The 13608-nt window shown below is 26.9% G+C and carries 13 protein-coding genes; all 13 read left to right on the plus strand.

The window, feature by feature from the left end:
- Positions 1 to 27: 27 nt before the first annotated feature.
- On the plus strand, positions 28 to 432 hold the full coding sequence (locus RN605_RS04695) for a hypothetical protein (protein ID WP_313322657.1): 405 nt from the start codon (positions 28 to 30) through the stop codon (positions 430 to 432).
- Entirely contained in the window at positions 432 to 1601 is a 1170-nt protein-coding gene (locus RN605_RS04700; protein WP_313322659.1) for a hypothetical protein, read from the plus strand. The genes RN605_RS04695 and RN605_RS04700 overlap by 1 nt, the downstream gene beginning before the upstream one ends.
- A complete protein-coding gene (locus tag RN605_RS04705; protein WP_313322660.1) occupies positions 1576 to 2106 on the plus strand; it encodes a DUF6712 family protein in 531 nt (176 codons plus the stop codon). The genes RN605_RS04700 and RN605_RS04705 overlap by 26 nt, the downstream gene beginning before the upstream one ends.
- On the plus strand, positions 2106 to 3440 hold the full coding sequence (locus tag RN605_RS04710; protein WP_313322662.1) for a hypothetical protein: 1335 nt from the start codon (positions 2106 to 2108) through the stop codon (positions 3438 to 3440). The genes RN605_RS04705 and RN605_RS04710 overlap by 1 nt, the downstream gene beginning before the upstream one ends.
- A 196-nt stretch (positions 3441 to 3636) precedes the next feature.
- Positions 3637 to 6177, plus strand: coding sequence for a hypothetical protein (locus RN605_RS04715; RefSeq protein ID WP_313322664.1), 2541 nt, complete (start codon positions 3637 to 3639; stop codon positions 6175 to 6177).
- 38 nt (positions 6178 to 6215) lie between these two features.
- Positions 6216 to 6707: a phage holin family protein gene (locus RN605_RS04720; RefSeq protein WP_313322665.1), complete on the plus strand. Its 492-nt coding sequence runs from the start codon at positions 6216 to 6218 to the stop codon at positions 6705 to 6707.
- 85 nt (positions 6708 to 6792) lie between these two features.
- Complete coding sequence (locus tag RN605_RS04725; protein ID WP_313322666.1) at positions 6793 to 7344, plus strand: hypothetical protein; 552 nt, start codon at positions 6793 to 6795, stop codon at positions 7342 to 7344.
- On the plus strand, positions 7344 to 8519 hold the full coding sequence (locus tag RN605_RS04730; RefSeq protein WP_313322668.1) for a PBSX family phage terminase large subunit: 1176 nt from the start codon (positions 7344 to 7346) through the stop codon (positions 8517 to 8519). Before RN605_RS04725 ends, RN605_RS04730 begins: the two co-directional genes overlap by 1 nt.
- Entirely contained in the window at positions 8507 to 9127 is a 621-nt protein-coding gene (locus RN605_RS04735) for a hypothetical protein (protein ID WP_313322670.1), read from the plus strand. Before RN605_RS04730 ends, RN605_RS04735 begins: the two co-directional genes overlap by 13 nt.
- Positions 9127 to 9519, plus strand: coding sequence for a hypothetical protein (locus tag RN605_RS04740; RefSeq protein ID WP_313322671.1), 393 nt, complete (start codon positions 9127 to 9129; stop codon positions 9517 to 9519). The genes RN605_RS04735 and RN605_RS04740 overlap by 1 nt, the downstream gene beginning before the upstream one ends.
- Positions 9520 to 9526: 7 nt before the next feature.
- On the plus strand, positions 9527 to 9988 hold the full coding sequence (locus tag RN605_RS04745) for a hypothetical protein (RefSeq protein ID WP_313322673.1): 462 nt from the start codon (positions 9527 to 9529) through the stop codon (positions 9986 to 9988).
- Positions 9988 to 11091, plus strand: a complete 1104-nt coding sequence (locus RN605_RS04750) for a hypothetical protein (RefSeq protein WP_313322675.1) — start codon at positions 9988 to 9990, stop codon at positions 11089 to 11091. Before RN605_RS04745 ends, RN605_RS04750 begins: the two co-directional genes overlap by 1 nt.
- Positions 11091 to 13598: a hypothetical protein gene (locus RN605_RS04755; RefSeq protein ID WP_313322676.1), complete on the plus strand. Its 2508-nt coding sequence runs from the start codon at positions 11091 to 11093 to the stop codon at positions 13596 to 13598. Before RN605_RS04750 ends, RN605_RS04755 begins: the two co-directional genes overlap by 1 nt.
- Positions 13599 to 13608: the final 10 nt, after the last annotated feature.

Below are 13608 nucleotides of genomic sequence, written 5' to 3' on the forward strand. Positions count from 1 at the left end.
TTTTTTATTTAAAATAAACTAAAATATATGACAGTAGATAGACTTAAAAACTTACTTGAAATTCCATTTGAATCTTTGAATTTAGACAAAGATTTAAAAGCTGAATTAATAGAATATTATAAATTCATTTTCAATGCAAAAACTTGTTCAACTTGTAAAGACAAATTCCCAATTTATTACAAGAAATTGATTGAATCTGGAGTTGAAAAATTATCTATAATAACCAATGGAAAATTCAAATTAAGAAAAAATATTGGTGTTGTAGAAATCAGTTTTGGAAATGGAAAATTCATATCACATAGTAATGCAGATGATGATACTTGCATTGCATTTTTAAAAGCAAACCCAAATAGAATTTCAATGTTTGAATCTTATCCTGAAAATTGGATGGATTTAATCCAAGATAACGAAAAAGAAAATGAAAATGAATAATGAAAGTAAAACTAATTGATGTTGATAATAGATTATCAATTAAATATGACCAAATAAATGGAATACATAATTGGGGTGATGATAATTGTTATCCTCAGCTCATTTCAAGTTTAGCAAGTAGAAGTGTAACTGCAAAACAATGTATAAAAATAAATGCTTCTAATATTTATGGTAAAGGGTTTAATTTTACTCAAAATGTAAAAGATAAAAGCAATTTAATTGTAAATAAAAAAGAACTTAATATAAATCAATTACTTGATGTTTGTTCTAAGGAATTTGCAAAACAAAACAATGTTTTTTTACACCTTAATTATAATGCACTTTTCCAAATTATAAGTGTTGATTTAATAATATCTGAACGAGTAAGGATAGGTGAAGCTGATTCTACTGGTTATTCAGGAAAATTTGTTGTTTACGATAATTGGGATAAGAAAAAAAATAAAAAGATAGATAAAAAAGATTTTGTATTGATTGACCGATTTAATCCAAAACCAGAAATCATTGAAAAACAAGTTGAATCTGCTGGTGGATGGAACAAATATAAAGGTCAGATTTTACATCTATCAACTGATTATAATGAAATTTATTCAAGTTCTGATTTAGATGCTGCAATAATACCATCCTATAATGAACACGGAATTGATAAATTCCTTTACAATGGTATAGAAAATGGTTTTATTGGTGTAAAATTTATACATACTAAACCATTTGATGATGAAGATGAAGCCAGAGAATTTGAAGATTGTATAAAAAAGGGAATGGGCGGTGAAAATGCAGCAACTGTTTTTTTGATAGAAAGTAAACTTAATTCTGATATTCTTAAGGATGAAATTTATGTGCAAAATATTGATTCAAATATTGATGATGCAAGATACATTCATACTGAACGTTCAGCTGCTGAGAAAATCAGAAAATCATTTGATATTCATAGCATTTTAATTGATGATTCAGATAATTCTATTTTTGGTCAATCTGGTGCTTTATTAAAAGAAGCAAAAATTACACAATGGGAGAAAAAAGAATCTATTAGAAATAAAATTTCAGATGCTTTTCAATTGATTTTCTCAAAATTCCATTTACCAATTAATCCATCAAATGATTGGACAATTACACCAATAATAAAAATAGAAAAAACAGCATCAAATGAATCAAATATTAACACCATCTAATCTATTAGATTATAAAGATATTGGTCAAACAGCAAATGCAATTAGTGGTGATACAAAAATCATTTCAATAATTGAAGAAGCACAATTAACCGATTTGAAAGATGCACTTGGTGATAAATTCTATTTTGATTTATTATCAAATCTTGATAATCCAATTTATCAAGATTTATTATCTGGTTCAACCTTTAATTATTGTGGTGTAAGTTATTATCAAAATGGAATTAAAGCCCTTTTAGCTGATTATTTTATGGCAAAGTATATTCTTGTTGTAAACACTAATTTAACTGGTTTTGGAGCTGTTATAAAGCATAATAATAATAGTGAACCAGTAGATAGAAATTCTTTAAAAGATTATTCAAACTTTCAATTAAAATTAGCATCATCAAAACTTGAAATCATTAGATACTATTTGAATTCAAATACATCAAAATTCCCAAACTGGAAAAATAATTCTATTACTGGAGAATCAACAAGTAATAGAAGATTTAGATTTAGAAAACTATAATGCAAATTTTTCAATCAACTAATAACCAAAATAACTTTAAATTAAATGGTTTAACCTATCCAAAGAACTTTATCATAATAAAGCAAGGTGATACAAATATAGCTGTACACAATGCTTATGATACAAATCATCAATTATTAGGTTCAACACATTTTTCTCAAATTCAAGTTAATGGAATAACATATTCTTCACAATCTGCATTAATGGCAGCTTTGTCAACTTTGTTGTTTGCAAAACAATTTAACTATATAGTTCAAGATATTAATGCAACAAAATTAGTTTCAGTTGGTGATATATCAGTTGATTCAAATGATGTAACAATTGAATATGCTGAATGGTTAATTAATGGTGTAACATTTTCAACACTAACTGAAACAGTATTATCAGTTCCATTTGCATCATCAGGAAATACAAGAATTGATATAATAATTGGTAATGCTGAATATCAAATTCAAAGAATATCTGGAGTTGAAACAACTGGTATTGCACTTGCTCCTATTATTCCAATTGATTCAGTTTATATAACACAAATGGTAGTTAGTGATAATGCAATTGGAACACCATCTACTCCAATAACTGGTTTGTTATATGTAGAAAAAAAGGAATTTACAGAAATACCAATTTATGATACTGGAAATATTGCACCAAACCTGATTAATGAATCAAGTGCATTTAGAATTTATTCAACTGGTACAACAAGTGTAAAAGGTTTTACAACAAGTACAGAGTTTTTAAATACTTACTTATATGTTGGAAAAGAAATTAAAATTGCTAATTCAAGTAATTTAGAAGTTATTTTATCACACAATCATCCAAGTGTTGATTTGGTAATGAAATTCCCAGATGAAAGTGATTTAACACTTCAACCAAATGAAGTTGCAATATTTAAATTCACTAAAACAAGTGAAATTTATGCTGAATTCATTTCAGTAAATCGTACAACTGTTTCATCTGGTTCTACTCCATCTGGTTCAGTTGAAATTTCATTTGGTGCTACGTTTGATGGTGGTGGTAGTGATATTGATGTAGATAGTTATGTTGATGTAATTATTCCTAAAAATATAATAATTACTAATTATACATTATTAGCTGATGTTTCAGGTGATATAAATATTAGTGTAACAAAAGATGTTTATTCCAATTTTCCACCAACAAGTGGTGATACAATTACTGGTGGTAATAATCCATTTATAACATCTGATATAAAAAATCAAGATTCAACTTTAACTGGATGGACTACAAGTATTAATGAAGGTGATATTATTAGATTCACAGTTAATTCTTGTACTGATATAACAAAAGCTACATTATCACTTAAAGGATATGCAAGTTAAAATATTAAACAAATCTATAATTAATAATAAAGTGGTTTATGATTTAAACATAAACTATAATGATGAATTTATAAGATTATCAGGTATTAGCTTTGATGTTGAACCAGATAGTGACACACTTTTTCAAAGATGTGAATCAATAGTTCAAATATTAAGTGAAACTTTAAATTATAATGAAGAAATATATATTGAATAAATGGCAGTATTAACAGCAATACAAAACGGAAATTTTACAAATGCTTCAACTTGGGGTTTAGTTGATTCTACTTCATATTTAGATAGTAGAGTTAATTCAACAACTCTTACAACCACAACAACTAATGCATCAGCAAATTTTACGACTGGTGCAATTACAATTTCAGGTATTGCAATTCAAATAAAAGGTGTTGGTTCAGTTAATATGACAATGAGATTATATAATGCGACCACTTCATCAATTGTAAAAGATGTAACTATTTCATTAAGTGATTTACCAAATACTGGTAATATAAATTCAGAATATGTTGGATGGGTTTATTTTAAATTTGATTCAGATGTAACATTATCTGCTGGTGAAGCTTATAATATTAGAATGTTTATTAATACTGGTTCTAATCAATGTACAGTTTATACTAATGGAACTACTAATAACTGGAGCAGAGCATTAATTACATCAACAAATCAAGCACCAGCATCAGGTGATACATTGATTATACCAAGTTTACATACTAATATTGGTGTATATAGTGCCACAACAGTAACAATGAATAATACAATTACTGATTTATTTGGTAATGTTTATCTTGGTGGTTATGGCAAATTATCTTATGCTGTATCTGGTTCGACGAATTATAAATTACGTTTAAATGGTGATATGTATGTTGCAAAAGGTTCAACATTAACTATTGGTAATACATCCACTCCATTTCCAATTACATCTACTGCTTTATTAGAATTTAATTGTTCATCAGATTATCAATATCAATTGTTCCACTATGGAACAATTGAAACTAAATGTGATACAAATATTATTCATAGAGCATTATTAAATTCAGATGCAGCTGTAAGTGCAACAACACTAACAACTGATATTTCAACTGGATGGAAAAATGGTGATGTGATTGGTATTGCATCAACAACTAAAACTACTACTCAATATGAAAAAGTAACTTTAACTGCTGATGCTTCTGGTACAACTTTAAATTGTAATACATTAACTTATTTTCACGATGGTGATTCATCTGAATATATACAAGCTGATATAGTTAACTTATCGAAAAGGATTAAAATAGGTACTACAACATCATTTAGAACCAGAATCAATTTACAACATATTAATACACCAACTTCAAATTTTAAAAATGCTGAATTTGCTAACTGTTTAATAATTACAACTAATGTATCATTATTATCATATATTTTAACATTTGAAAATTGTTCATTTTGGCAAACTGGTACAGCTGTAACACAATTAAATGCATATACAAACTTATTAAATACAATAAATAGTTGTGTATTCTTCAATTTTGGTAGTATAAATTCTTTATCAAGTTTATCTACAAATTCAGTTTATATTGGTTCTAATTCATCAACTGGTGTAAGTGTTATTTTAGGAAATGATAATTCAATATCATCAGCAGTAAATCTTTGTATTGCTGGTTGGTTTGGTACTACTGGACTTTTTGCTGGTACTTTAACTGAATCAAATAACAATAAACTGTATAGTGCTTTATATGGTTATCAAGTAAGTACTACTTACACAAATATTGAATTAAATAATTGGCTTATTTTTAATTGTGCAGTTGGTGTAAGATTGACTTCATTTGGTGTAACAAATGGTGATAGAACTGGTAAACATATGATGAGTAATATAAAGTTACATAGTAATACAAACAACTTTGACCCAACTGGTGTTTTACAAGGAAATTTTATTGTAAAAGGTGGTTATATCTGGGGTGGTAAATCACCATATACTACTTCAATTGGATTAATTGCATTTAACAATAGTCAAATTAATTATGATACATTAAATATTGCTGATGTTACTTTTGGAAAACGTCCTGATGGTGTTAATAGTCACTTTAGTTTAGCTTGTTTACGTTCATTAAGTGTTGGTAATGTAATTTTATCAAACTGTTTATTTTATGGAACTGAATCAATTTATTTGGGCTCATCATTTCAACCAACAGCAAATAGACCAAAATTTATTACTTCAATTAAACACAATGGTATAAGTGGTAATTATAAAGAAATTCAGGGTAATGGTGAATTAAGAACTGATACAAGCATTCTTTATAATTCAAAAAATACTTTAAGACTTACACCAGCATCTACAATTTATAAAACATTTTCAAACACAGTAAACATACCAGTTAAATCTGGTCAAACTGGTAATATATCAGTTAAAGTTAGAAAATCAGTATTAGCTGATGGTACAGCATATAATGGTGGTGAACCAAGATTAATTTTAGAGAGAAACCCACTTATAGGTATATATGAAGATACTGTAGTTAATACAACAACTGCTGCTGCTAACGGAAATTGGGAAACATTATCATTTACAACAAGTGCAACTACTGAAAATGTAATTTTAAGTTTTTATGTTGATTGTATTGGAAATCTTGGTTGGGTTAATGTTGCAGACTGGAAAACAACAAATTATAATGATACAAGAAATTTAAATTATAATGGTGGTTTAGGTATTTATACTAATTTACAATATCGTAAAGGTGGCGGTAATTATAGTTTTTTTAATTAAACATAAATAACATATTAAAATTAATTATTAAAAGAACTATGAACTTTAACAATATATATGTATTTGATTTTCAAATTAAATCATTCTTATTTTCACTATTAATTAGTGTAATTACCATACTTACACCAATAAAAGCATTCCTTATAATCTGCTCATTATTTGTTGGTGCAGATACTGTATTTGGCATTTACACAACAATTAAATTAAACGGATTAAAATCATTTAGAAGTAATCTATTATTCAATGTTGTTGTTAAAACTTTTTTCTATATGGGTGCTATTGTTTTAGCATACTTAATTGACAAACACATTTTTGAAGGTTCAATTATGGGTGTAAATCTATTAATCACAAAAGCAATAACTCTTTTATGGTGCTACATTGAATTAAAATCACTTAATCAAACATCAATGAAACTTGGTAATAAATCTTTATGGGTTTTAGTCAAAGATATGTTCAATAAAGGCAAAGAATTCAAAAAAGACCTTGGTGATATTATAAACAATAATGACAATCAAGAAATAGAAGAATAAAGGGAACATTAAGTTCCCTTTTTTATTACCTATCACTTTACTTTCATCTGGTTCAGAAGTATTATTTCCATAAATAGAAATAATTATGAATGAACAAAATGATAAAAATAAAGTTGGAAGACCTTTTAAAATGGAAAAATGGATTCCAGCATTAAAATCAGTACTTGAAGAGAGAAACATTGTATTTCTTACTGATACAGACCTTGTTTTTCTGGTCAACAAAAAACTACCAATTGAAGATAGAATTACCACAAGATGTTTCAAAAATTGGAAAGCTGGGAAATTCGCACCAAATGAAGAATTAGGTGAACAATTTATTGAATTAGTTCAAGAAGCTTTGATTAATGAAAAAGAAGCTTTGCTAAATAGCTTGAAAAATGAAAAATCAGGTTACTGGGTTCGTTATGCTTGGATATTAGAAAGAAAATTTGAAGAGTATAACCTTAAACAAGTAACTGAAAATATCAATAAGAATGAAGAAACTCAAATCATTCAAATTACAGCAGCAAATCTTGAACAAAAGAAGATGATTGAAAACTTAATCAATGTTGATTTTGAAGAAGTAAAACCAAAACAAATTAAAATAAAACCAGAAGTTGAATCAACTGATAACAAAGAAGAAGATTATGGTTTTTAATGAAAATCACACCATCAACTGCATTCAGTAAAATTTACTATTTGAATGCTCCTATTCGAGTAGTTCAAGGTGGAACATCAGCTGGTAAAACTTATTCAATAATTCAATATCTTATTCTTTATTCTCTTAAGAAAAAATTACAAATATCAATAGTTGCAGAATCAATACCAGTACTTAAAAGAGGTGCTTACAAAGACTTTATTGATATTATAACTTCAATGGGATTATATGATGAATCAGCACACAATAAAACTGATAGAACATATCATTTAAATGATTCCAAATTCGAATTCTTTTCTGCCGATGATTCAAAAAAATTAAGAGGTTCAAGAAGGGATATTCTTTTCATAAATGAGGCAAACAATATATCATTTGAAGCTTTTAATGAATTAAACATAAGAACAAAGAACTTCACTTTTATTGACTTCAACCCTACTTCATCATTTTGGGCTCATTCTGAATTAATTGGTAAAGAAGGTGTTGATTTTACAATTCTAACATTCAGAGATAATGAATATTTAGATGAAAAAATCAAGGCAGAAATTGAAAGTATGGAAGCCAAAGCCCTTACATCTGAATATTGGGCTAATAGATGGAAGGTAATGGGGCTTGGTCAATTAGGGATTCAATCAGGTTCAGTTTATAAAGATTGGTCAGAAATTGAAGAATTACCAGATGATGCAGAATTACTTGGTTCAGGTATTGATTTTGGGTTTACAAACGACCCAACAGCACTTGTTTCAGTTTATAGATATGATGGAGAAATCATTGTTGATGAAATCATTTATCAAAAAGGATTATTGAACAGTCAACTTGCTAATCTAATCAAAGGTACTAATGCGAAAAACAATATAATATATGCTGATTCAGCTGAACCAAAAACAATTGCTGAATTAAAATCATATGGATTAAATGTATTACCAGTTGTTAAAGGAAAAGATTCAATTAGCTATGGTATTCAATTAATACAATCACAACCAATAAAAATAACATCAAGAAGTACCAACCTTATTAAAGAACTCCAAAATTATGTTTGGATGAAAGATAAAGAAGGTAAAGATTTATCAATTCCAATTGATGATTTTAATCACGGATTGGATGGCTTAAGATACTTTTTCTTAATGAAGTTTGGAAATAAAAGCGGTGGTTATAAAACTTTCAGATGGAGAAGATAATTGACTATAAAGTAAAGGACTTTTTGGAATTGGATGATTTTGATAAAGTCCAAGAATATATAACAATTTTAGACCATTTAAAGCCATTAAATGAAATACCAAACCCAAGTTATAAATGGTATCATAAATGGTTTAAAAAACGTCCTAAAACACTAATAGTAAATGATATTAGAAGCTTAAAATTTCATCAAGTATTTGAAATAAAAATGAATCTATTTGAATCTAATATTCAATCACTTATTGATTCAATTAAAATGATAGTTGATGTTCAAGATAATGATATTTTAAACTTTACTATAACTACTTTTTACGGTATTATTTCTAAGATGAAACTTGAAATCATTGAAATCATTGAAAATGAAATCAAAGACTGGTTTGATGATTTTGAAGATGAATTTATCAATGCTGTAAATGCCAATGAAAGAATGGCAATATTCGGAGTTCTTAACCTTTTAGATTCACTTGCAAACGGTGATGTTCTTAAATGGGAAGAAATCGAAAAACTACCTTATCAAACTGTATTTGTAAAATTAAAAATGGATAAGGAAAAGAATAAAATTCAACGAGAAATTGCTGAATTACAAAGAAAAAAACAAGTTAAAAAATAATGTATGATTTATTAAAATCAATAGCTGAAAATAATGATTGGGTTTTTGAATATGGTAGAGAAGATTTCTTGAATCTAAACAACAATATGGAACCAAATAAAATCTATCTATTTGTTCAACCTATTGAAATTGACAGCAGATTCTCAGATGCTGGTATTGAATCTCAAACATACAATGTAAAATTGATGTTGGTAATACCATCTAACTTATCTGAAACCTACCAATTCAGATATGAAAACTACATTAAACCATTACTTGACGATTCAAAAAAACTAATAATTGATGGAATCAATTGTAACAACTTGGATATTCAATTTTTAAAAACAATTGAAGTAATCAATTATTTTGATTTTAATGCCGATGGTTTAATAATAAATCTTTCTGCAAAATAAATTTATTATGGAATTTATAGATAATGATGCCATAATAAAACAAGAAATGGAAGCATTAAAAGCTGATATAATTGAAGCTTATAATGCAAGTGGTAAAAGAACTTCTGGAGAATTTGAAAATGGTTTAGAAATTAGATATGAACCTAATAAAGCAACCTTAAGTGGATATGTTTATTTGGCTGGTAGAATTAAAGGAAAACAACCACCAATTGAAGCTATTGAAAAGTGGATTATCCAAAAAGGAATCACACCAATTGAATCAAAAATGAAGATTTCAACACTTGCTTATTTAATTGCAAGAAAGATTGGTGAAAAGGGTACAAATAAAGAAAACCATTTATTGGTTTATGACCAAGTAATAACACCACAAAGAATTGATTCAATTCTTGAAAAGATAAATAAAATCAATGTTAATGCATTCACAAATGAAATTTCAGCATTGATTACCAAATTAGTTGATAACAAATAATGATTATATTTCAAAAAGACCTTTTAGATATTAACCCAGCTTATAATGATTCAATTGTTGAATATTCTACTTCTTTAACTGGAGTAACATATTCTGAAATATTCATCAATTCAAATCCATTTAGAATATATCCAATCAACAACACCTTTAATTTCAATTATAAGGATATTGTAAAAGTATTAATCAATCAGAATAATTTTAATGATGAAATCATTCCAGATTTAAATGATGATACAATATATGATGATGAAACACTATCATTATCACTTTCATCATTCATTGTTGTTTATACTACTACAACAGCAGATACAATTACAAAGGATTATGTGTTTTTGAAAAATGTTGAACAGTTAATTAACTACAAGGAAAAAGCAGCAATTAATAGTAATGTTAGAGTATTACTACCTACTTCTAATTATCTGGATTATCATTTACCATATTTTGAAGGTTATCCAATTGATTTTGCTTTTTATGGATTGCAAAATGGTGATACTTTTCAATTTAAAAACATTACTACCATATCAGAATCTGAAATATTTTCAGCTACAACAAATGAAGTGAAAAGATTTTATTTATCAGATGGTTCAATAGCAAATGATAATGCACTTGGTTTATCCACAACTACAAATCTTGTTGAATTTTATGTGAATGACCTTTTAAAAGCAAATATTAGAATCAAAAGATTTGAATCAAAATGTGGTGTTTATTTGAAATGGTTCAATGATTTTGGAAGCTATTCTTATTGGTTATTTGAACCATATTATGATGAATCTAAACTATTCAAAACAATTGATGAGATAAATGGTAACTATGACAATTTGCAGAATATAAAAAGCACAAGTAATATAACTGGGAAAAATGGAACATCAAGTATGAAATTAAAAACTTCATTAAAAGATGAAGATAAAGAATACTTAAGTTCAATTCTAAGTTCTGCTAAAGTTGAAATGTATATTCATCAAACACCTTTTAATCTATTAGAAGATGGAAAATTCATTGGTGTAAAACTCAATGATGGTTCATTCTCTTTTAATAATAAAAACTCCAATCATAGATTGGAAGTAACAATAACATTACCAGATTTATTCACACATAGTTTATAATGAATGAAAGATTATATATCAATGATATATTAATAGAATTAGAAAATTCATCAACTCAATTTTCAAGAACACTTCAAGTAAATGATTTGGCTATGTTATCTAATAGACAAACCAACTTTACTAAAAATATAAAAATCCCAAAAACCCCAAATAATATAATGGCTATGGATTTTTTAAATGTTGTTGGAAACAGTAGTAATAAACCATATCAAAAAAATAATGTAAAATACTTTATTGATAATAATTGTATAATCTATAATGGTTGGGCAGTTATTAATCAATCAACTGAAAACAGTTATGAAATAACTGTTTATGATGGGAATATTGACTTCTTTAAAACTATTGAAAACAAAACAATTACTGATGTTGATGTTTCTGAACTTGACCATATAAAAAACATAGATAATGTAGTTGATAGTTTTACATCAACAACAAAAAATTACAAATACATTATAACTGATTATAATGGGAAAAACACTTATACAGATTCAGGAACAACAACTACAATTGATATAAATATTGATTATCAGATTCCATCTGCAAAGGTTAGTTATATATGGGATAGAGTATTTTCTTTTACAAATTTCACATACTCAGGTTCAGTATTTAGTGGTGATAGTTTCACCAACTTATATATGACCTATCCAAAACCAGTTCCAACTGATGAACCAATAGTTACCCCTATTTCATCACAAGCTTCATCTATTGGTTCTAATACTACTGATTGGTTCACATTTTCATTTTTTTTAAAATGTTTTCCTGAACCATTTGATACACCAGAAGCTGATAATGCAAATGGATATATAAGAATAAAACAAAATGGGTCATTCAGATTAAAAGCAGAAGGTAATTATTATCTTAATTCTCAACCAAATGGTTCAGTTAGATATTATTTGTTTTCAGAATCAAATGTTTTAAAAACTTGGGGAGTTATCAATGGTCAAGCAAATGAAAGTGTAATACTTGGTTGTGCTGTAAATGATAAACTATTACTTGATTCACCATTGTATTTTGATAATAGTTATATGGGTTCAGTTACAACTTCACTTGATTTAATTATTGGTTATGAAACAAATTTCAATGAAGCTTTAATTGATTTTCAAGTTAAAGATTTTGTCAATGAAATTATGCAAAGATTTGGACTTACAATGTTCAAAGATAAATATGAAAATCATATAGAGTTTTTGACACTTGATGAAATATTACAAGGTGAAAATCAACTGGATTGGTCAGATAAATTTCAAGGCACATACAATGAAAAATACATTTTAAATAATTATGGTCAAAAGAACTTTTTAAAGTACAGATATAATGAAGAAAATCAAAAATTCAATGATGGATTCATATTAGTTAATAATGTTAATTTAAAAGATGAAACTACAATAATTGAATCAAAAATTTATTCCCCAGATGATGGAAAAGGTATTGGATTTATAGGTGATGATAAGAGAGTTTATAAATTTTGGAATAAAGAAATCAAAGATGACAATACAGTAAAATATAAAGAACTAACTGGTAGATATTATTTTCTTAGAAGTGAAGATTATGTTGGTTCATCAATGAAAATAGGTAGTGAAAAATTAAATGTATTTCAAACTATTTCAAATTTTCCAATTGCAAACTATGATAGATTATCATTCAAAGAAATTATATATGATTATTATTTACCAATTGAATCTATACTTGATAATGCAAAGGTACTTTTAGTTGACTTTTATTTAAAACCAAGTGATATTGAAAATTTTGATTTCAAAAAACTAATTTATGTAAAACAACTTGGTAGCTATTATTTGGTAAATAAAATTTCAAATTTCACTAATGGTAAAATAACAAGATGTGAACTTATTGAAGTTGATTATCAAAAACGAATTGATGCACCAGAGGTTATTCCACCAAGTGGTATTACTATAACTTCTATTTCAATAAGTGGTTGTTCAGTAACACTTGAATATACTACAGATGCTGAATCAACTACACCAATAACAATTTATGGATTCCCTAATAGTTTTGGAACTATACCACCACCAATACTTGAACCACAGTATTATTACAATGGTACTACTTATGCAACTGGTTATACTAATACAGTAACATTTGATGTAATGGCTGGTAATTATTATCAATTCCAATTATCTATTGCTGAATTCCCACCAACAACAATTTATTCAAATATTGTTAGTGGTGAAAACTTTGGTAGTTGTACTTATGTTCCACCAGCACCAATTGCTACATACTTTATTATTACAAGTCTACAAACTATATCTGTAATAGGTAATACAAGAAAAGTAAGAGTTAATTATATATCTGATAGAACAGAAAATGAAGTTATAAATTTAAGTGCAACAGCATCTTTATCATTTGTTTATCCAGTCACACAAACATACTATTTAACACCATCAAATGGTTTTGTTGAAGTTGACTTACCAAATAAATTCTTTGATACAACTATACCTTGGAGTATTCAATTATCATCACAAGGTTTAACATCAAATTCAATGCTTTCATAAAGCAATTCAA

The sequence above is a fragment of the Flavobacterium sp. PMTSA4 genome (assembly GCF_032098525.1).
Lineage (GTDB): Bacteria > Bacteroidota > Bacteroidia > Flavobacteriales > Flavobacteriaceae > Flavobacterium > Flavobacterium capsici.

Excerpts from the sequence above, each read along its gene's own strand:
- RN605_RS04695 (WP_313322657.1), top strand. The coding sequence starts at position 28 with ATGACAGTAGATAGACTTAAAAACTTACTTGAAATTCCATTTGAATCT.
- RN605_RS04700 (WP_313322659.1), top strand. The coding sequence starts at position 432 with ATGAAAGTAAAACTAATTGATGTTGATAATAGATTATCAATTAAATAT.
- RN605_RS04705 (WP_313322660.1), top strand. The coding sequence starts at position 1,576 with ATGAATCAAATATTAACACCATCTAATCTATTAGATTATAAAGATATT.
- RN605_RS04710 (WP_313322662.1), top strand. The coding sequence starts at position 2,106 with ATGCAAATTTTTCAATCAACTAATAACCAAAATAACTTTAAATTAAAT.
- RN605_RS04715 (WP_313322664.1), top strand. The coding sequence starts at position 3,637 with ATGGCAGTATTAACAGCAATACAAAACGGAAATTTTACAAATGCTTCA.
- RN605_RS04720 (WP_313322665.1), top strand. The coding sequence starts at position 6,216 with ATGAACTTTAACAATATATATGTATTTGATTTTCAAATTAAATCATTC.
- RN605_RS04725 (WP_313322666.1), top strand. The coding sequence starts at position 6,793 with ATGAATGAACAAAATGATAAAAATAAAGTTGGAAGACCTTTTAAAATG.
- RN605_RS04730 (WP_313322668.1), top strand. The coding sequence starts at position 7,344 with ATGAAAATCACACCATCAACTGCATTCAGTAAAATTTACTATTTGAAT.
- RN605_RS04735 (WP_313322670.1), top strand. The coding sequence starts at position 8,507 with ATGGAGAAGATAATTGACTATAAAGTAAAGGACTTTTTGGAATTGGAT.
- RN605_RS04740 (WP_313322671.1), top strand. The coding sequence starts at position 9,127 with ATGTATGATTTATTAAAATCAATAGCTGAAAATAATGATTGGGTTTTT.
- RN605_RS04745 (WP_313322673.1), top strand. The coding sequence starts at position 9,527 with ATGGAATTTATAGATAATGATGCCATAATAAAACAAGAAATGGAAGCA.
- RN605_RS04750 (WP_313322675.1), top strand. The coding sequence starts at position 9,988 with ATGATTATATTTCAAAAAGACCTTTTAGATATTAACCCAGCTTATAAT.
- RN605_RS04755 (WP_313322676.1), top strand. The coding sequence starts at position 11,091 with ATGAATGAAAGATTATATATCAATGATATATTAATAGAATTAGAAAAT.